At 66.7% G+C, this 19522-nt stretch carries 13 protein-coding genes; 7 read left to right on the forward strand and 6 right to left on the reverse strand.

The window, feature by feature from the left end; genetic code table 11:
- The first annotated feature begins 175 nt into the window (after window positions 1-175).
- From CV_RS02520 to CV_RS23300, 5 genes are all read left to right on the forward strand, one after another.
- On the forward strand, window positions 176-1453 hold the full coding sequence (locus CV_RS02520; RefSeq protein ID WP_011134066.1) for an MFS transporter: 1278 nt from the start codon (window positions 176-178) through the stop codon (window positions 1451-1453).
- 629 nt (window positions 1454-2082) lie between these two features.
- On the forward strand, window positions 2083-4212 hold the full coding sequence (locus CV_RS02525; protein ID WP_011134068.1) for a type I secretion system permease/ATPase: 2130 nt from the start codon (window positions 2083-2085) through the stop codon (window positions 4210-4212).
- A 6-nt stretch (window positions 4213-4218) separates the two neighbouring features.
- Window positions 4219-5640: an HlyD family type I secretion periplasmic adaptor subunit gene (locus tag CV_RS02530; protein ID WP_011134069.1), complete on the forward strand. Its 1422-nt coding sequence runs from the start codon at window positions 4219-4221 to the stop codon at window positions 5638-5640.
- A 1-nt stretch (window position 5641) separates the two neighbouring features.
- Window positions 5642-6892, forward strand: coding sequence for a glycosyltransferase family 4 protein (locus CV_RS02535; protein ID WP_011134070.1), 1251 nt, complete (start codon window positions 5642-5644; stop codon window positions 6890-6892).
- A 22-nt stretch (window positions 6893-6914) separates the two neighbouring features.
- Window positions 6915-12746: a calcium-binding protein gene (locus CV_RS23300; protein WP_011134071.1), complete on the forward strand. Its 5832-nt coding sequence runs from the start codon at window positions 6915-6917 to the stop codon at window positions 12744-12746.
- Window positions 12747-12854: 108 nt separating this feature from the next.
- On the opposite strand, the gene rlmH is transcribed toward CV_RS23300, so the two are convergent.
- The 4 genes from rlmH to CV_RS02560 all read right to left on the reverse strand — a co-directional run bounded on the left by rlmH (window position 12855) and on the right by CV_RS02560 (window position 15051).
- Window positions 12855-13325 carry a 23S rRNA (pseudouridine(1915)-N(3))-methyltransferase RlmH gene (rlmH, locus tag CV_RS02545; protein ID WP_011134072.1) on the reverse strand — a complete coding sequence of 157 codons (471 nt, stop codon included), beginning with the start codon at window positions 13323-13325 and terminating at the stop codon, window positions 12855-12857.
- Between the two features lie 63 nt (window positions 13326-13388).
- Complete coding sequence (gene rsfS / locus CV_RS02550) at window positions 13389-13757, reverse strand: ribosome silencing factor (RefSeq protein WP_011134073.1); 369 nt, start codon at window positions 13755-13757, stop codon at window positions 13389-13391.
- Window positions 13758-13834: 77 nt separating this feature from the next.
- Complete coding sequence (gene nadD / locus CV_RS02555) at window positions 13835-14473, reverse strand: nicotinate-nucleotide adenylyltransferase (protein ID WP_011134074.1); 639 nt, start codon at window positions 14471-14473, stop codon at window positions 13835-13837.
- Complete coding sequence (locus CV_RS02560; protein ID WP_011134075.1) at window positions 14470-15051, reverse strand: beta-class carbonic anhydrase; 582 nt, start codon at window positions 15049-15051, stop codon at window positions 14470-14472. Before CV_RS02560 ends, nadD begins: the two co-directional genes overlap by 4 nt.
- 303 nt (window positions 15052-15354) lie before the next feature.
- Between CV_RS02560 and CV_RS02565 the strand changes: the two genes are divergently transcribed.
- Complete coding sequence (locus CV_RS02565) at window positions 15355-15915, forward strand: acetate uptake transporter (protein ID WP_011134076.1); 561 nt, start codon at window positions 15355-15357, stop codon at window positions 15913-15915.
- Window positions 15916-16076: 161 nt separating this feature from the next.
- Here CV_RS02565 and CV_RS02570 read toward each other — a convergent pair whose 3' ends face one another.
- Together CV_RS02570 and CV_RS02575 are read right to left on the reverse strand one after the other, a co-directional pair.
- Window positions 16077-16835 carry a hypothetical protein gene (locus tag CV_RS02570; protein ID WP_011134077.1) on the reverse strand — a complete coding sequence of 253 codons (759 nt, stop codon included), beginning with the start codon at window positions 16833-16835 and terminating at the stop codon, window positions 16077-16079.
- A 9-nt stretch (window positions 16836-16844) separates the two neighbouring features.
- A complete protein-coding gene (locus CV_RS02575; protein ID WP_011134078.1) occupies window positions 16845-17861 on the reverse strand; it encodes a DUF2804 domain-containing protein in 1017 nt (338 codons plus the stop codon).
- 106 nt (window positions 17862-17967) lie between these two features.
- On the opposite strand from CV_RS02575, the gene CV_RS02580 reads away from it, so the two are divergent.
- The gene (locus CV_RS02580; protein ID WP_227590068.1) at window positions 17968-19413 is read left to right on the forward strand and encodes a M48 family metalloprotease; all 1446 of its coding nucleotides are present in this window, start codon (window positions 17968-17970) and stop codon (window positions 19411-19413) included.
- Window positions 19414-19522: the final 109 nt, after the last annotated feature.

Below are 19522 nucleotides of genomic sequence, written 5' to 3' on the forward strand. Positions count from 1 at the left end.
GATCGCGTGGCGGCGGGGTGGAATGCCGCTGGATGTTGATAACTTGGCGATCTGGACAAGGCTGTGGATAAGAAGCCAGGGACGATGCCTGGCTGCCAATATCGGCGCATCATGCCGGAGGCTGGGTCTCGCGCTCTACTATTGTGAGGTGTTGCATATCTAGATGAGGTGTCGCATGAGCGGCTTGCGCGACTGGACCGGAGGTCGATTCCACTACGCCTGGATCGCCGTTGCCGTCACCTTTCTGGTGATGCTCACCACCGCGGCCATCCGCGCCGCGCCCAGCGTGATGATGGTGCCGCTGGAGCGGGAGTTCGGCTGGAGCCGCTCCGCCATTTCTCTGGCCTTGTCGATCAATTTGGCATTGTTCGGCCTGATGGGCCCGTTCGCGGCGGCGGCGATGCTGCGTTTCGGCTTGCGGCGCACCGTATTGAGCGCCTTGGCCTTGCTGGGGGCGAGCGTGGCCTTGTCCACGCTGATGCGCAGCAACTGGCAGCTGCAGCTGCTGTGGGGCGTGATGGTCGGCTGCGCCACCGGCGCCACGGCGATGACGTTGGGCGCGTCGGTGGTCAACCGCTGGTTCGTCCAGCACCGCGGCCTGGCGATGGGCTTGCTGACCGCCAGTTCCGCCACCGGCCAGCTGGTGTTTCTACCCTTGATGGCTTGGCTGACCGGGCAGCACGGCTGGCGCGGCACGGTGTGGCTGATCGCCGGTTGCATCGTCTGCGTGTTGCCGCTGGCGTGGCTGCTGCTGCCGGAGCGGCCGGCCAGCATCGGCTTGCGGCCGCTGGGCGAGCCGGAGAATGCGCCGCCGCCCGCGGCCGTGCATCACAATCCCATCGTTATCGCCTTCGGCGCGCTGAAAACCGCCAGCCGCTCCGGCGACTTCTGGCTCTTGTTCGCCAGCTTCTTCGTCTGCGGCGCCAGCACCAACGGCTATATCGGCACTCACTTCATCGCCATGTGCGGCGATTACGGCCTGACGCCGGTTCGCGGTGCCAGCCTGCTGGCGGCGATGGGCATGTTCGACCTGCTGGGCACCACGCTGTCCGGCTGGCTGTCCGACCGCTTCGCGCCGCAGGCGCTGTTGTTCGTCTATTACGGCTTGCGCGGCCTGGCGCTGCTGTATCTGCCGCAGGCCTTCGGGCTGGAATACTTCTACGGCCTGCCGCTGTTCACGCTGTTCTACGGTCTGGACTGGGTGGCGACGGTGCCGCCGACGGTGAAGCTGACCACCGGCGTGTTCGGCAGCGAGCAGGCGCCGGTGGTATTCGGCTGGATCGTCGCCGGCCATCAACTGGGCGCGGCGTTTGCCGCGCTGGGCGCCGGCATGCTGCGCAACAGCCTGGGCAGCTACACCGCGGCGACGATGATTTCCGGCGCCTTGTGCCTGGTTGCCGCGGCGCTGGTGCTGCGCATCCGCATCGAGCGCCAGCGGCCGGTACCGGTTTGAGCCGGTGGCAAGAGCGTTCTGCCGCCTGTCGGTGTCGTCACGGAGAGGCGTGGCGGGTAGCGGCAAGCGATTTTCAGGCGAGAGTAAAAGCGGCAGCCATGCCCTGCTGCAAGCGAGCTTGACGATGGAAATGCTGAAATGCGGAGGAGGCCTTTATTTTCTTATAACTGTTTCAGTGAAACGTCGACTGGTTTGGAAAAGTATGGATCTGGCAAGGCCGGGACTTTTATTGGTATTGGGTAGAGTGAATCAATAGAGACATTGATGGATGTAGAATACTGATCTACGTATTTATACGTATAAAACGGCAGAATGGTGGCGGGCGATAAGACGCTTGCTGAATGTCGTGGGAGCCAGACAGATTGGTTTGTTGTCATGCTTGGAGTTTTAATGCGCTGATATTGTAAGAAATATCGCCATGGCAATGTGATTTGAGATGCATGAGAATGCCTTATGAAGTCTGGCTCCAATCTAGAGTCGAAATTCTAATACGCATTGAAAGAGGAGAGGAAATGGCGAATTAATGATGTCAATTTTATAATTGGTAAAAAATAACATTCTGGATTGAATAAAAAATCGGTATTTTCTTTGCAAGTTTTTATCCATTAGAACAGTTTTCTTGCAAAGACATGTCCGATCACTTCAGCGGTGACGTGGTGCCAGACCACGGCCTGCTCGGCCTGGTGCTGTTGGCCCAGTTCCACGGCATCGCCGCCGACCCCGAGCAGCTCTCCCACCAGTTCGGCCGCGCCGCCGAACCCTTCTCCGAAACTGATCTCCTCCTCGCCGCCAAGCATCTGGAGCTGAAAGTCAAGATCGTCCAGCAGCCGCTGGACCGCATCGGCCTGATGGCCTTGCCGGCGCTGGCGCTGGCGGCCAACGGCGAGCACTTCATCGTCGCCCGCTGCGACGGCGACAAGGTGTTGATCCATGACTTGAAGCAGGGCCGTCCCGCGGTGCTGAGCCTGGCCGAGCTGGCGGCGCGTTACGACGGCCGGCTGCTGGTGGTCGCCTCGCGCGCGTCGGCGGCCGGGGCCTTGGTCAAGTTCGACTTCACCTGGTTCGTGCCGGCCATCGTCAAGTACCGCAAGCTGCTGCTGGAGGTGCTGGGCGTGTCCTTCGTGCTGCAGCTGTTCGCGCTGGTGACGCCGCTGTTCTTCCAGGTGGTGATGGACAAGGTGCTGGTCAACCGCGCCTTCAACACACTGGACGTGATCGCCGTCGGGCTGTTGGCGCTGTCGGTGTTCAACGTGATCCTGTCCGCCTTGCGCGGCCACGTGTTCGCCCACACCACCAGCCGCATCGACGTGGAGCTGGGCGCGCGCTTGTTCCGCCACCTGCTGGCGCTGCCGCTGGCCTATTACGAGGCGCGCCGCGTCGGCGACACCGTGGCGCGGGTGCGCGAGCTGGACAGCATCCGCAACTTCCTCACCGGCCAGGCGCTGACCACGGTGCTGGACCTGCTGTTCTCCTTCGTTTTCCTGGCGGTGATGTTCTATTACAGCGGCTGGCTGACGCTGATCGTGGTGATTTCCTTGCCATGCTACGCCGCCTGGTCGGCCATGCTGACGCCGGTGCTGCGCCGGCGGCTGGATGAGAAATTCGCCCGCGGCGCCGACAACCAGTCCTTCCTGGTGGAGTCGGTTGGCGGCATCGGCACCATCAAGTCGATGGCGGTGGAGCCGCACATGACCCGGCGCTGGGACAACCAGCTGGCTGCCTACGTGGCCGCCGGCTTCCGCGTGACGCGGCTGGCCAATATCGGCCAGAACGGCGTGCAGCTGATCCAGAAGCTGGTGACGGTGGCCACCTTGTGGCTGGGCGCCAAGCTGGTGATCGGCGGCGATCTGTCGGTGGGCCAGCTGATCGCCTTCAATATGCTGGCCGGCCAGGTGGCGGCGCCGGTGGTGCGCCTGGCCCAGCTGTGGCAGGACTTCCAGCAGGTGGGCATCTCGGTGGAGCGGCTGGGGGACATTCTCAACACCCGCACCGAGCTGCCGGCCAGCCGCGCGGCGCTGCCGGCCATCCAGGGCAAGATCGAATTCGACCAGGTGGTGTTCCGCTACCGCCCGGACGGCCCGGAGATCCTGCGCAAGCTGAGCCTGGATATCCGCGCCGGCGAGGTGGTGGGCATCGTCGGCCGCTCCGGCTCAGGCAAGAGCACGCTGACCAAGCTGGTGCAGCGGCTGTACGTGCCGGAGTCCGGCCGCGTGCTGGTGGACGGCAACGACCTGGCCCTGGCCGATCCGGCCTGGCTGCGCCGCCAGATCGGCGTGGTGTTGCAGGAGAACCTGCTGTTCAACCGCAGCGTGCGCGACAACATCGCGCTGTCCGATCCCGGCATGTCGCTGGACGCGGTGATCCGCGCCGCCAAGCTGGCCGGCGCCCACGATTTCATCATGGAGCTGGCCGAGGGCTACGACACCATGGTAGGCGAACACGGCGCCAGCCTGTCCGGCGGCCAGCGCCAGCGCATCGCCATCGCCCGCGCGCTGGTCTGCAACCCGCGCATCCTGATCCTGGACGAGGCCACCAGCGCGCTGGACTACGAGTCCGAGCGCGCGGTGATGCAGAACATGCGCGCCATCTGCCAGGGCCGCACCGTGCTGATCATCGCCCACCGCCTGTCCACCGTGCGCGGCGCCCATCGCATCATCGCCATGGACAAGGGCGTGATCGTCGAGGCCGGCAGCCACGCCGAGCTGGCGCAGAAACCGGGCGGCTACTATGCCCACCTCCACAGCTTGCAGCAAGGATAAGCCGAGATGAAACATCAGATCGAGGCGCTGCGGCATTTCCTGCGGCGCTACCGCCAGGCCTTCGCCGACCATTGGTCCATCCGCCACCAGCTCGACCCCAAGCCGCGCAGCGAGGACGAGCTGGCCTTCCTACCCGCCCACCTGGAGCTGACCGACAGCCCGGTGTCGCCCCTGCCGCGCTGGAGCATGCGCGTGATCGTGGCATTGTTCGCCTGCGCGCTGCTGTGGGCGCTGATCGGCCAGCTGGACATCGTCGCCGTCGCCGGCGGCAAGACCGTCAGCGGCGGCCGCACCAAGATCATCCAGCCGCTGGAGCCCAGCGTGGTCAAGGCCATCCACGTGCGCGACGGCCAACTGGTCAAGGCCAGCCAGCTGTTGATCGAACTGGACGCCACCGCCGCCGGCGCCGACAACCGCAAGGCCGGCGACGCGCTGGAAACCGCGCGGCTGGCCGCCGCCCGCTACCAGGCGCTGCTGGCGGCGCTGGACAACGGCCGGCTGCCGCAACTGGAGAAGCTGGACGGCGTCGACCCGGCCAAGCAACTGAGCGAGGAAACGCTGGCCATTGGCCAGTGGCGCGCCTACCAGGCCAAGCGCGACGCGCTGCAGGCGACCTTGCGCCAGCGCGAGGCCGAGCTGTCCACCACCCGCCAGCAGGTGATCAAGCTGCAAGGCACGGTGCGTCTGGCCGAAGCGCGCGAGCATGACTACCAGGAGCTGCTGGACAAGAACTTCATCTCCAAGCATGCCTACCTGGACAAGCAGCAGGCGCGGATCGAGCAGCAGGGCGACCTGGCCAGCCAGCAGAGCCGCATCCAGGAACTGGCCGCCGCCATCGCCAGCCAGCGCGAAGAGCTGCAGGCGCTGACCGCCAACTTCCGCAGCGACGCGCTGGACAAGCTGCGCGAGGCGCGCGAGCAGGCCATGCAGTCCGGCGAGGAGGTGAAGAAGACCGGCCGCCGCCAGGCGCTGACCCAGCTCACCGCGCCGGTGGCCGGCAGCGTGCAGCAGCTGGCCATCCACACCGTCGGTGGTGTGGTGACCGAGGCCCAGCCCTTGCTGGCGGTGGTTCCCGCCAACGAGACGCTGGAAGTGGAAGCGCAGATCGAGAACAAGGACATCGGCTTTGTCCGGCCCGGCCAGGCGGTGACGGTGAAAGTGGAAAGCTTCCCCTACACCCGTTACGGCTATCTGGACGGCGTGGTGGAAACCGTCAGCCACGACGCGCAGCAGGACGAGAAGCGCGGCCTGCTGTTCCCCGCCCGCATCCGGCTCAAGCAAAACCATCTGGTGATAGACGGCGCCCGGGTCAAGCTGAGCGCCGGCATGGCGGTCAGCGCCGAGATCAAGACCGGCAAGCGCCGGGTGATCGACTACTTCCTCAGCCCGCTGCGGGAACACGTCGGCGAAGGGCTGCGGGAGCGTTGAGATGAAGATCCTGCTGATCCACCAGAATTTCCCCGGCCAGCTGCGCCACATCGCCGACGATCTGAAAACCCGGCCCGGCATCGAGCTGCTGGCGGTGGGGCGCGACACCGCGCCCGGCCTGCAGGGCGTGCGGCTGCTGCGCTACCAGCCGCACCGCCAGCCCAGCCGCCAGGCCCACCCCTATCTGTACGGCTACGAGGACGCGGTGCTGCACGGCCAGGCGGTGCTGCGCACCCTGCAGCCCTTGGCCAATCGCGGCTACCGGCCCGACGTGATCCTCGCCCACCCCGGCTGGGGCGAGACGCTGTTTCTGAAAGACCTGTTTCCGAACGCGCGGCTGATCCATTACTGCGAATTCTTCTATCACGGCCGCGGCGCCGACGCCGATTTCGATCCGGAATTCCCGCTCAGCCTGGACGGCGCCGCGCGGCTGCGCGCCCGCAACGCGCTGCACCTGCTCAACGTGGAGAACGCCGACGCCGGCATCTGCCCCACCCACTGGCAGCACAGCCTGCATCCCGCCGCCTACCGCCACAAACTGAGCGTGGCGCACGAAGGCATCCGCACCGAGCTGTTGAAGCCCGACGCCGCCGCCGAATTGTCGCTGCCCAACGGCCAAACCGTGCGCGCCGGGCAGAAGGTCGTCAGCTACGTCGCGCGCAATCTGGAGCCCTACCGGGGCTTCCACGTTTTCATGCGCGCGCTGCCCGCGCTGCTGCGCGCCGAGCCCGATTGCCAGGTGGTGATCGTCGGCGGCGACGGCGTCAGCTACGGCAGCGCGCCGGCGGACGCCGCCAACTGGCGCGAGAAGCTGCTGCGCGAAAACCCCGTCGACCCGAACCGGGTGCACTTCCTCGGCAAGGTGCCGTACGACGTCTACCGCAAGGCGCTGCAGGTGTCGGCGGTCCACGTCTACCTGACCTATCCCTTCGTGCTGTCGTGGAGCCTGCTGGAAGCGATGGCCAGCGGCTGCCGCATCGTGGCGTCGGACACCGCGCCGCTGCGCGAGGTGATCCGCGAGGGCGTGAACGGACATCTGACGGGCTTCTTCGACCAAGAGGCCTTGATCGGGCAGGTGAGGGCGGCGCTGCGGGAGGATGACCCGGCCATGCGGGAACGGGCGCGGCGGACGGCGGAACGCTACAGCGTCGAGCGGGGCTTGGACGCTTACAGGAATTTGCTGGGCATCGATGTTTCTGGCGCGGCGGCGGGAGTGGCCGCGCAGGAAAGCGATGCCTGGCTTAGGCAGTAGTCCGATAACAGAAAGGTAAAAAATGGCAACTTCGCAAGGCAACGCAGGCGCCGGAACGGGCAAAACGTGGAACGGTACCGATAAAGGAGAACTGATCAGCGCCGGGGATGGTGACGATACCCTGAATGGTTACGGCGGCGATGACACGCTGAACGGCGGTCCCGGCAATAATTTATTGGATGGAGGCGATGGCGACGACAGCCTGACCGGCGGCAACGGGCATGACACGTTGGCCGGCGGCCGAGGCGACGATACGCTGGTAGGCGGGGTGGACGGCGATGTCTACCTGTTCAATCTGGGCGACGGGCGCGATCTGATTCTGGACAACGCGCTGAACAAGGCCGACGCGGCCGACACCGACCCGGCGTATCGCGACGAGCTGCGCTTCGGCGCCGGCATCGCGCCCCAAGACATCATTTTGCAGCATATCGGCAATGATCTGGTGCTGCAGCACCGCAACGGCGACGATTCCGTCACCATCCAGAACTGGTTCGCAGGCAAGGCATTCTGGATCGAGAACATCCGTTTCGCCGATGGCACCAACTGGACGATAGCCGATTTGGCGCAACAGGTGCTGGTGCAGACCGGCACCGAAGGCAAGGACAAATTGAAGGGCTGGATAGGCAAGGATCATCTGATAGGCCTGGGCGGCAACGATATTTTGCTGGGCGGCGACGGCGACGACACGCTGCAGGGCGGCGACGGCGACGACTGGCTCGACGGCGGCAGCGGCCGCAACGTGCTGGAAGGCGGCAAGGGCAACGATACGCTGATCGGCGGCGCGGACGCCGACATCTATATCTTCAACCTGGGCGACGGCGCGGACGTGATCCGCGAAACCGCCGGCGTGGACGTGTCGGCGCAGGATGAGATCCGCTTCGGCGCCGGCATCGCGGTCAAGGACATCGTCGCGGTGCGGGTGGGCATGGACCTGGTGCTCAAGCATGCCAACGGCAGCGACAGCGTGAAGGTGGAGGGCTATTTCGCCGCCGCCGGCAGCCGCGTCGAGCGCATCGTGTTTGTCGACGGCACGGTCTGGGCACAGGCCGATCTGCGCGTCACGCTGACCGGCTCCGACGGCGACGACACCCTGACCGGCTGGGAAGGCAGCGACGTGCTGATCGGCGGCGCGGGCAACGACGTGCTGATCGGCAACGGCGGATCGGACACCCTGATCGGCGGCATCGGCAACGACACCCTGGTGGGCGGCGCCGGCAGCGACGTTTACGTGTTCGAGGCCGGCCACGGCCACGACGTGATCGCCGCGCACAATGTGGACGTGGCGGTGACGCTGCATGACGAGATCCGCTTCGGCGTCGGCATTTCGGTGTCCGATATCCGCGTGCAGCAAGTGGGCGACGACATCGTGCTGGTCCACGTCAACGGCAGCGACTCCATCACCATCCAGGGCGGCTTCAGCGTCGAGCATGGCTGGCAGGGCCAGATCGTGTTCGCCGACGGCAGCGTGTGGCTGGGCGCGGAGCTGATCCAGCGCGTGGTGGGCATGCAGAACGGCACCGATGGCGACGACCTGCTGCAGGGCGAAGACGGCGCGGACATCCTTGACGGCGGCGCCGGCAATGACACGCTGATCGGCGGCAACGGCGACGACACCTTCCGCGGCGGCGCCGGCAACGACGTGCTGGTGGGCAACAAGGGCCGCGACGTGTTCGAGTTCGGCCTGGGCGGCGGCCGCGACCAGATCAACTACGGCGTGGCGGCGGCCAAGATGGCGCAGTACAGCAAGGGCGATCAGATCCGCTTCCTGGCCGGCATCAAGGCCGCCGACGTGCGGGTGCTGAAGTCCGGCAACGACCTGGTGCTGATGCTGGCCAACGGCCAGGACGGCATCACCATCAAGAACGGCGCGGTGGACAAAATGGGTTGGGCCGGCGAGGTGGTGTTCGCCGACGGCGTACGCTGGAGCGCGGCCGATCTGCAGAAGCTGATCGTGGTCGGCGGCAACGACACCGTCAAGGGCAGCGCCGGCGACGATGTATTGGTCAGCGTCGGCGGCACCGTGGTGCTGGAAGGCGGCAAGGGCAACGACACGCTGAAAGGCGGCGCCGCGCACGACATCTACGTGTTCAACCTGGGCGACGGCAACGACGTCATCATCAACAACTCGGTCAACGTCTCCGTCGGCCACCAGAGCGAAATCCGCCTGGGCGCGGGCATCTCGGTTTCGGACATCGTGGTGGTGCGCGCCGGCAACGACGTGATCCTCAAGCACGTCAACGGCAGCGACTCCATCCTGATCCAGAACTGGTTCAGCGCGGCTTCCGCCCAAGTGGGTAGCGTGATCTTCGCCGATGGCAGCAGCTGGACTTCGGTACAGATCAGCCAGTGGGCGAACGGCTTGCATGTCGGCGGCGACGGCAACGACATCCTGATCGGCGGCAATGCCAGCGACACGCTGCAAGGCGGCGCCGGCAACGATGTGCTGATCAGCGTCGGCGGCAGCGCCGTGTTGGAGGGCGGCACGGGCAACGACACGCTGAAGGGCGGCGCGGGCCGCGACATCTATGTGTTCAACCTGGGTGACGGCAACGACGTCATCATCAACAACTCGGTCAACGTCTCCGTCGGCCACCAGAGCGAAATCCGCCTGGGCGTCGGCATCTCGGTCTCGGACATCGTGGTGGTGCGCGCCGGCAACGACGTGATCCTCAAGCACGTCAACGGCAGCGATTCCATCCTGATCCAGAACTGGTTCGGCGCGGTCTCCGCCCAGGTGGGCAGCGTGATCTTCGCCGACGGCGCGAGCTGGACTTCGACGCAGATCACGCAGTGGGCCAGCGGCGTCCTCACCGGCGGAGCGGGCGACGACCTGCTGCAGGGCGGCGCCGGCAACGATGTGCTGGACGGCGGCGCGGGCAACGACACCCTGATCGGCCTGGGCGGCGACGACACCCTCAAGGGCGGAACCGGCAACGACGTGCTGGACGGCGGCGCTGGACGCGACGTCTACATCTTCAATCTGGGCGATGGCCAGGATGTGATCCGCTTCGACGGCAGCAATGCGGCGGTGGCCTGGAGCGCCGGCGATGAAATCCGCTTCGGCGTCGGCATCGCCGTCAGCGACATCGTCGTGGTGCGCAGCGGCCTGGACGTGATCCTCAAGCACCGCAACGGCCAGGACGGCATCACCATCCAGAACGCGCTGACCGTCAACGCCAACTGGGGCGGCCGCATCGCCTTCGCCGGCGGCGCCAACTGGAGCCTGGTGGAACTGCTCAGCCTGTCCGGCGCGACGCTGACCGGCACCGAGGGCAAGGACACCCTGACCGGCGGCAAGGGCAATGACGTGATCTTCGGCCTGGGCGGCGACGACGTCTTGATCGGCGCGGACGGCAACGACAGCCTGTTCGGCGGCGCCGGCAACGACTCGCTGAACGGCGGCAACGGCGCGGACCTGCTGGAAGGCGGCGACGGCGACGATGTCATCGTCGGCGGCCGGACCGACGGCACCGACTGGCGCGAAGAACGCGACACGCTGCGCGGCGGCGCCGGCAACGACCAATTGACGGCTGCCTGGTATGGTTGGAACAACGTGCTCGAAGGCGGCACCGGCAACGACACGCTGACCGGCAGTTTCGCGCGCGACGTTTACCTGTTCAACCTGGGCGACGGTCAGGACCTGATCATCGACAAGGCGCGGGAAGCGACTGACTCGGACGTCTTCCGCGATGAAATCCGCTTTGGCGCCGACATCAAGGAAAGCGACATCCAAGTGCTGCGCAGCGGCAACGACATGGTGTTCCGCCATGTCAACGGCCAGGACAGCGTGACGGTGAAGGACTGGTTTACCGACCGGTTGTACTGGATCGAGCAGATCACCTTCGCCAGCGGCGTGAAGTGGACGGCCGACCAACTGATGAAGCAGGGCGTGCCGCTGGTGGGCACCGAGTTGGGCGACACCCTGCGCGGCGGCAACGTTGACGACTGGATCCAGGGCAACGGCGGCAACGACTCGCTGTACGGCGGCAACGGCAACGATCTGCTGGAAGGCGGCGCGGGCGACGACGGCTTGTTCGGCGAAGCCGGCAACGACACCCTGCGCGGCGGAGCCGGCAACGATGTCTTGAATGGCGGCGATGGCGCGGACCTGCTGGAAGGCGGCGACGGCGACGATGTCATCGTCGGCGGCCGGACCGACGGCACCGACTGGCGCGAAGAACGCGACACGCTGCGCGGCGGCGCCGGCAACGACCAATTGACGGCTGCCTGGTATGGTTGGAACAACGTGCTCGAAGGCGGCACCGGCAACGACACGCTGACCGGCAGTTTCGCGCGCGACGTTTACCTGTTTAACCTGGGCGACGGTCAGGACCTGATCATCGACAAGGCGCGGGAAGCGACTGACTCGGACGTCTTCCGCGATGAAATCCGCTTTGGCGCCGACATCAAGGAAAGCGACATCCAAGTGCTGCGCAGCGGCAACGACATGGTGTTCCGCCATGTCAACGGCCAGGACAGCGTGACGGTGAAGGACTGGTTTACCGACCGGTTGTACTGGATCGAGCAGATCACCTTCGCCAGCGGCGTGAAGTGGACGGCCGACCAGCTGATGAAGCAGGGCGTGCCGCTGGTGGGCACCGAGCTGGGCGACACCCTGCGCGGCGGCAACGTTGACGACTGGATCCAGGGCAACGGCGGCAACGACTCGCTGTACGGCGGCAACGGCAACGATCTGCTGGAAGGCGGCGCGGGCGACGACGGCTTGTTCGGCGAGGACGGCAACGACACGCTGCGCGGCGGAGCCGGCAACGATGTCTTGAATGGCGGCGACGGCGCGGACCTGCTGGAAGGCGGCGACGGCGACGATGTCATCGTCGGCGGCCGGACCGACGGCACCGACTGGCGCGAAGAACGCGACACGCTGCGCGGCGGCGCCGGCAACGACCAATTGACGGCTGCCTGGTATGGTTGGAACAACGTGCTCGAAGGCGGCACCGGCAACGACACGCTGACCGGCAGTTTCGCGCGCGACGTTTACCTGTTCAACCTGGGCGACGGTCAGGACCTGATCATCGACAAGGCGCGGGAAGCGACTGACTCGGACGTCTTCCGCGATGAAATCCGCTTTGGCGCCGACATCAAGGAAAGCGACATCCAAGTGCTGCGCAGCGGCAACGACATGGTGTTCCGCCATGTCAACGGCCAGGACAGCGTGACGGTGAAGGACTGGTTTACCGACCGGTTGTACTGGATCGAGCAGATCACCTTCGCCAGCGGCGTGAAGTGGACGGCCGACCAGCTGATGAAGCAGGGCGTGCCGCTGGTGGGCACCGAGCTGGGCGACACCCTGCGCGGCGGCAACGTTGACGACTGGATCCAGGGCAACGGCGGCAACGACTCGCTGTACGGCGGCAACGGCAACGATCTGCTGGAAGGCGGCGCGGGCGACGACGGCTTGTTCGGCGAGGACGGCAACGACACGCTGCGCGGCGGTCTGGGCAACGACACCCTGAACGGCGGCAACGGCAACGATACCTACCGTTTCGGCCGCGGCGACGGCGCGGATCTGGTGCAGGATTCCGGCGGGCAGGACGCGCTGGAGTTCGACAAGGGCATCGACGCCAGCCAGCTGTGGTTCCGCAAGCAGAACAACAGTCTGGAAGTCAGCGTGATTGGCGGCGGCGACAAGGTGGTGGTGGACAACTGGTTCGGCAATGCTGCCAACCAGCTGGAAACCATCCGCTCCGGCGACGGCAAGGCGCTGGCGGCTTCGCAGGTGCAGGCGCTGGTGACGGCGATGGCGGCGTTCAATCCGCCGGCGGCGGGCCAGATGACGCTGCCGGCCGATTACCAGGCGGCCTTGCAGCCGGTGATGGCGTCCAGCTGGAAGTAAGCGCGTAATCCCGCCGCGCCTTGCGCGCGGCGGAGACAGCGAAAACGACAGCCCCGTCGGCTCAGGCCGCGGGGCTGTTTTCATGCGGGACGCCGCCGGGCGGCCGCGCTATTCGCGGTGGTAGGGGTGGTTGTTGAGGATGGAATAGGCGCGGTAGATCTGTTCGGCCAGCATCACCCGCACCATGCCGTGCGGCAAGGTCATCGCCGACAGCTGCAGAAGCACGTCGGCGCGCTGTTTCAGCTCCGCAGACAGGCCGTCGGCGCCGCCGATGACGAACACCACGTCGCCGCCGCCGGCCATCCATTCCTTCAGGCCCTCGGCCAGCTTGACCGAGGTCCAGTTCTTGCCGCGCTCGTCCATCACCACCAGCCGCGCGCGCGGCGGGATGGCGGCGATCAGCCGCTCGTGCTCGGCGGCGATGCCTTTCTCGGCGGTGACGCCGCCGCCGCGCTTCTCCGGCTTGATCTCTTTCAGTTCCAGCGTGATGTCGCGGCCGAAGCGCTTGGCGTAATCGGTATAGGCCTCGTCGACCCAGCGCGGCATCTTGGTGCCGACGGCGAGTATGGTGATTTTCATCGGGAAGGGCTTGTGCGGAGGGGGAAAAACAAAAGGGCGGGAAGCTCCCGCCCTCCGGCCTGCTTACACCGCGGACCAGGGTTTGGCCGCGCCGACGGCGAAGCTGGGCTTCTGGCCGCCCCACAGCGCCTCGATGTCGTAGTAGTCGCGCACGGCGGGCAGCATCACGTGCACCACCACGTCGCCGGCGTCCACCAGCACCCATTCGCCGCTTTCGTGGCCTTCGCTGCCGACGATGTCCACGCCGGCTTCCTTCAGTTTGACCTGCACGCTGTTGGCCAGCGCCTTCACCTGGCGGTTGGAGTCGCCGGTGGCGACGATCATGCGCTGGAACAGCGAGGTGAGCTTGCTGGTATCCAGCTCGATGATGTCCTTGCCCTTGATGTCTTCCAGGGCTTCGATAGCCAGTTTGCTGATTTCTTGAATTTCCATGATTCCTTTTCCTGTGCCGGTACATAGCAGGCACAGGCGCCGGCAAGAGGTACCAAAAGAGCGGGTAGGGCGGTGCCTTACCGGTATAGCCGCTGCCGGCGGATGTAGGCCAGCACGGCGGGGTCTATCAGGCCGTCCACCGGCTCGTCGGCGGCCAGCCGCGCCCTCAGGCGGGTGGCGGACAGGTCGAGCGGCGGCAGGGCCAGGGGGCGGATTGTACCGGAAGCCGTTCGATTTGAAAAATCAGAGACTTGGCGGGCCTGCCACTCTTGGAAGACTTCGGGGGGAAGGGCGGCCGGATCGAAGCCGGGCCGCATCGCGACGGCGAGGTTGGCGAGACGGAACAGTTTGCGCCAGTCCTTCCACGAGGACAGCGCCGCCAGCGAGTCGCCGCCGATCAGGAACCACAGTTCGGCGGCGTCGCCCAGCTCGGCGCGAAGCTCGCGCAGGGTGTCCACGGTGTAAGCCGGCCGGGCGCGGCGGATTTCCCGCTCGTCCACCGCTAGCCTGGCGTCGGCGGCGATGGCGAGCTTCACCATGTCCAGGCGCTGGGCCGCGCTGGCGTGCGGCCCTTCCAGCCGGTGGTAGGGCTGGCCGGCGGGAATCAGCCGCACTTCGTCGAGCGCCAGCTCGTCGGCGAAGGCGCGCGCCATGCGCAGGTGGGCGTGGTGGACGGGGTCGAAGGTGCCGCCGAACACGCCGACGCGGGCGTTCATGCGGCCGGCGCTTCCTCGTCGCCGTAGCCGTTGATCACCACTTCCAGCCGGCCGGTGGACGGGTGGATCACCATGCCGTGCACCGGGACGTCCTTGGGCAGCAGCGGATGGTTGCGGATGGTTTGCACGGTGTGGCGCACGCTGTCGGACACGTTGTCGAAGCCCTTCAGCCAGCCGTCCAGGTCGATGCCGGCGGCGCGCAGCGTGGCGATGGTGTCTTCCGACACGCCGCGCTCCATCGCGTGCTCCAGCACGCGCTGCGGATCCACTGCGCGCATGCCGCAGTCGCGATGGGCGACCACGCAGATCTCATCGGCACGCAGCTCGTATACGGCCATGATCAGGCTGCGCATCACCGATCCCCAGGGGTGGGTGATCAGCGCGCCGGCGTTCTTGATCAGCTTGGCGTCGCCGTTCTTCAAGCCCATCGCCTTGGGCAGCAGCTCCACCAGACGAGCGTCCATGCAGGCCAGGATGGCCAGGCCCTTGCCGGGAAACTTGTCGGTCTTGTATTGCTCGTACTCGCGGTTTTCCACGAAGGCGCGGTTGTGTTCGAGCAGGGTATTCAGTCGGTCCATGCGTGCGGTTCCTGTGCGGATGTCGGGACGGATTCACCTGTGCGTCCGGCGGGCGCAGAGGTGAATGCGCTCTGGAGGTTTTGCTCTAGTCCGGGCGGCATGCTACCACCAGTCGGCGAAATCGGAACAGAAATTCGCCGATGAGCGGGTCTGTGCAGATGGGGGCGCTGGGGCTGGATTGCAAGCGGAATCGGTCCTTGTGCTAATTATACAGAGTTTGACAAATCTCCTTGCCGCAGCGGACCGGCTTGCCTAGAATCGCGCCTCCTTAAATATCATTGCTTGCTTATTCTGGAGCGCTTCGTGAACGAAAAACTGGCCAACCCGGCCCCGCTGGGCCTGATGGGTTTTGGCATGACCACCATCCTTCTCAATATCCACAACGCCGGCTTCTATCCGATCAGCGCGATGATCCTGGCGATGGGCCTGTGCTACGGCGGCCTGGCGCAAATCGTCGCCGGCGTCATGGAATTCCGCCGCGGCAACACCTTCGGCGTCACCGCCTTTCTGTCCTATGGCTTGTTCTGGCTGAGCCTGGTGCTGTTGATCGCGCTGCCCAAGACCGGCCTGGCCGATCCGACGCCGGAAGGTTACATGGGCTGGTACCTGCTGATGTGGGGCGTGTTCACGCTGTTCATGCTGGCGGGCACCGTCAACTACCCGCGCGCCAAGCAGTTCGTGTTCGCCTCGCTGACCGTGCTGTTCTTCCTGCTGGCCGCCCGCGACTTCACCGGCAGCAAGCTGATCGGCGTCATCGCCGGCTTCGAGGGCATCGTCTGCGGCGCCAGCGCCATCTACTTGGCGATGGCCACCGTGCTGAACGAGCAGTATGGCCGCACCGTGTGGCCGGTGGGCGCGCGCTGAGCGCGATCTCGCCTCCAGAGTCCGACGCCCCGCCCGGGGCGTTTTTATTGCCGGCTTAGTGTGGCTAACAACACTCAGTTTTAGATCTGAGGCAAGGCGCGCCGACGCGGGCAGTACCAGCCTCGGCGCAACGCGGCATCAGGGATTTCGTTAGCCGCTCTTTAGTGGCGATGCCGGCCCAGCCACATCCCCGCCAGCTGCACCAATACCGCCAGGCTCAGCGCCAGCAGGAAGGCGGAGGCCGGCCGCAGCGCGTCCAGCGTGGCGGCCAGCGCCAGGCAGAAGGCGATGAAGGCGTAGAAGCCGCGCACCATGCCGCGCAGCAGGCGGATGGCGGCGGCGGGACCGGCGCTGGCATGGGTGAAGACGCCCAGCACGCTGGCCAGCACCGGGAACACCGCCAGCACGCCGCTGAGCGACGGCCCCAGCCTGTCGGACACGCTGGTGATGATCAGCACCAGCAGCGCGCCGGCCGCCATGCGCGGCGCCATGCCGGCTTCGCGTGGGGCGCCCTGGGGCGCAACGGCCGGCGGAGAGGGGAACAGCCGGCCCGCCAGCGGCAGAAAAGCCAGCGCCAGCCAGGCGGCCAACCACGGCATCGCGGCGGCCTGACGGCTGGCGGCGACCGCCAGCGCATAGCCGGCCACCCCCAGCGTCAGGCATGGCGGCCAGCGCCAGCGCAAAGCCGCCCAGCTGTAGGCGATGCCGAATACCACGTTGGCGGCGGCGCCCAGCGCCGAGGCCAGCGCCGCCTGGCGTGCGAAGTCCGGGCCCTGCTCCAGCGTCAGGATCAGCAGGATGGAGCCGGTGATGACCGGAAAGCCCGCCAGCGCGCCGGCCACGCTCGGTCCCCATTTCCTGGCGGCGGCGGTGATCAGCCAGATCAGCGCCGGCACCAGCAGCAACTTCAATAACAGCATCTGTCTGTCCTACCAGCGCGAGACATGGTCCTCGGTGACGCCGGCCAGCGCGCGCACCGCGTGGCGCGCGCCGCTGTCGGGGTCGATCAGCTCGCCGTCGAAACGCCCCACCGGCTGCACGTAGCGGCTGGCGGCGACGAGCAGGTTCTTGTCCTCGCGCCGCGCGCCCTCCGGCGTGAAGACCAGGTCCACCATACCGTCGTCGCTGCGGATGCGCCACGGGGCCAGCGGGTTTTCGGCCCGATAGTCGAACTGGACCGCGCCTACGCGCCACAGGCGGCCGTCCAGCCACACCGCGTTTTCCTCGCTGCCCATATAGCCTTGCTGCAGATTGAAGCCGATGCCGGGGCCGTGCGCGCTGGCCCAGCGCCAGCGCGTTTCGCGGGCCAAGAGGCCGTTGGAGTAGTCGAGCGAGGCGGTGGCGGCGGACAGGTCGTAACGCCCGGCCGCGCAGCGCGCCTCGCCGCGCGCCGGCAGGCCGCCGCTCTTGTGCGTGCTGTGGGCCAGGTAATTGGCCGGCGCCACCACCGCCAGCACCGGCGGCATCGCACAGAGGTCGATCTCCGCTTCCAGGCTCAGCTCGCGGCTGGCCACGCTCAGGCGCAGCGTCTCGCCGTCGCGCTCGAAGGCGAAGCGCTTGCCGGGGAGTCGGAAGCGGGCGTCGCCGAAGGCTCGGTCGGCCACGCGGGTACCGATGCCGGGCAGGCCGTTGGCGCTGGCCGCGGCCACGACCTTGCCCTGGCGGCGGTCGAACAGGTAGGCGAAGGCGGTGCCGTTCCAGCCCACGTCCACCACGGCCGCGCCGATCAGGAAGTCGTCGTGGGCCAGCGCCGCGTACTGCCAGCGCTTGTGGTGCAATCGGCGGGTCAGCCGCTGTGTCGGCGCCAGCGCCAGCGGGCGCCAGCTCAGTTCGGGCACGATGCCCTGATAGACGCCGAAGGCGGCCTGGCCGTCAGGGGTGGTGAGGCGGGGCGGAGCGGGGGGAAGCGTCGGCATGGCGGGAGGACGGGTGGTGGCGACAGCCATCGAGTCTAGCCCAATCCGTTCGCGCCGGCAGCCCGCCACAATTGTTTAGCATTGCGCACAATACCGTACATGCAACATTGATCCGAACGCGGCTATCATAGGCCGCATGATGAAACGCCGCCTGCTGTGCGCGCTGCTGGCCTCGACGCTGGCCCAGCCGCTGACCGTCCGCGCCGATCTGCCCGACCTGGGCGAGATTTCCGACGCCTCGCTGTCCTTGTCCGACGAGGCCCGCATCGGCCGCGACGCGCTGCGCGCGATGCGGGAGGCCGGCGACGTGGTGGACGATCCCGAGGTCAACGCCTACCTGAATGACGTCGGCGGACGGCTGGCCGCCGCGGCCGCGGTGCCCGGCGTCCGATTCACCTATTTCTGCGTGGCCGACGCCGGCATCAACGCCTTCGCGATGCCCGGCGGCTACGTCGGCATCAATATCGGCCTGATGCTGGCCTCCCAGAGCGAAGGCGAGCTCGCCGCCGTGCTCGGCCACGAAACCGCCCACGTCGCCCAACGCCACATCGCGCGGATGCAGGCGGCCAACAGCGCCGCCAGCCCCTTGCTGCTCTTGGGCACCATCGTCGCCGCCGCGCTGGCGGCCAAGGCGGGCAGCGGCGACGGCGCCATGGGCGCGGTGTCGGCCGGCATGGGCCTGTCCATTTCGCGCCAGCTGGCGTTTTCGCGCGATTTCGAGCGCGAGGCCGATCGCGTCGGCATGCAGTACATGAGCGCGGCCGGCTTCGACGTGCGCAATATGGCCGCCTTCTTCCAGCGGCTGGAACAGGCCAGCCGCTACAGCGACAACACCGCCTACGCCTTCCTGCGCACCCACCCGGTGACGCTGGAGCGGATCAGCGAGGCGCAGAACCGCGCGCTGGACTATCCGGTGCGGATGCGCGCCGACAGCGTCGATTACCTGCTGGTGCGCGAGAAGCTGCGTGTGCTCACCCTGTCTCCCGAAGAGGCGGTTTCCCATTACAGCAGCGCGCTGCAGCGCGGGCTGTATCTGAACGAGGGCGCCAACTGGTACGGCCTGGCCCGCGCCAAGCTGCTGCAGCACGACCGCGCCGGCGCGAGCGAGGCCTTGGCCAAGGCGCGCGCCAAACTGCCGGACAATCCGATGCTGTACGGGCTGGAAGTGGAAATCGCCCGCGACGGGCGCGACTGGGCCGCCGCCGCCCGCGCGGCCCGGAACGGCCTGTCGGCCTTCCCGCGCAGCGTGTCGCTGCAGCTGGCCCAGCTGGATGTCGCGCTGGACGGCGGCGACCGCAAGGCCGCCCAGGCGCAGCTGCGCCAGTTGCTGGACAGCCGGCGCGACGATCCGGCGCTGTACCGGCGCGAAGCCAAGCTGTACGCCGACAAGGATCCGCTGCGCTACCACGCGGCGCTGGGCAATGCGTTCTATTACGAACAACGCTATGGCGCGGCGCTGGAGCAGTACCAACTGGCCGGCAAGGCCAAGGGCGACGACTTCTACCTCCGCTCCATGCTGGAAGCCCGCCTGCGCGAGGTGGAGAAGCTGGCCAAGGAAGAACGCAAGGCTGCGCGGAATTGAAACAATTGTTTCAGGCGCGCGTTGTTTATCGCAAAAAAACAACATGATGCGGCGCAGCATCCGTTTTTTTCGCGACTTCCAGCTGTCTTAGCCGCCGACGGCTATTCCT

The organism is Chromobacterium violaceum ATCC 12472 (assembly GCF_000007705.1).
Lineage (GTDB): Bacteria > Pseudomonadota > Gammaproteobacteria > Burkholderiales > Chromobacteriaceae > Chromobacterium > Chromobacterium violaceum.

Excerpts from the sequence above, each read along its gene's own strand:
- CV_RS02520 (WP_011134066.1), top strand. The coding sequence starts at position 176 with ATGAGCGGCTTGCGCGACTGGACCGGAGGTCGATTCCACTACGCCTGG.
- CV_RS02525 (WP_011134068.1), top strand. The coding sequence starts at position 2,083 with ATGTCCGATCACTTCAGCGGTGACGTGGTGCCAGACCACGGCCTGCTC.
- CV_RS02530 (WP_011134069.1), top strand. The coding sequence starts at position 4,219 with ATGAAACATCAGATCGAGGCGCTGCGGCATTTCCTGCGGCGCTACCGC.
- CV_RS02535 (WP_011134070.1), top strand. The coding sequence starts at position 5,642 with ATGAAGATCCTGCTGATCCACCAGAATTTCCCCGGCCAGCTGCGCCAC.
- CV_RS23300 (WP_011134071.1), top strand. The coding sequence starts at position 6,915 with ATGGCAACTTCGCAAGGCAACGCAGGCGCCGGAACGGGCAAAACGTGG.
- rlmH (WP_011134072.1), bottom strand. The coding sequence starts at position 13,325 with ATGAAAATCACCATACTCGCCGTCGGCACCAAGATGCCGCGCTGGGTC.
- rsfS (WP_011134073.1), bottom strand. The coding sequence starts at position 13,757 with ATGGAAATTCAAGAAATCAGCAAACTGGCTATCGAAGCCCTGGAAGAC.
- nadD (WP_011134074.1), bottom strand. The coding sequence starts at position 14,473 with ATGAACGCCCGCGTCGGCGTGTTCGGCGGCACCTTCGACCCCGTCCAC.
- CV_RS02560 (WP_011134075.1), bottom strand. The coding sequence starts at position 15,051 with ATGGACCGACTGAATACCCTGCTCGAACACAACCGCGCCTTCGTGGAA.
- CV_RS02570 (WP_011134077.1), bottom strand. The coding sequence starts at position 16,835 with ATGCTGTTATTGAAGTTGCTGCTGGTGCCGGCGCTGATCTGGCTGATC.
- CV_RS02575 (WP_011134078.1), bottom strand. The coding sequence starts at position 17,861 with ATGGCTGTCGCCACCACCCGTCCTCCCGCCATGCCGACGCTTCCCCCC.
- CV_RS02580 (WP_227590068.1), top strand. The coding sequence starts at position 17,968 with ATGATGAAACGCCGCCTGCTGTGCGCGCTGCTGGCCTCGACGCTGGCC.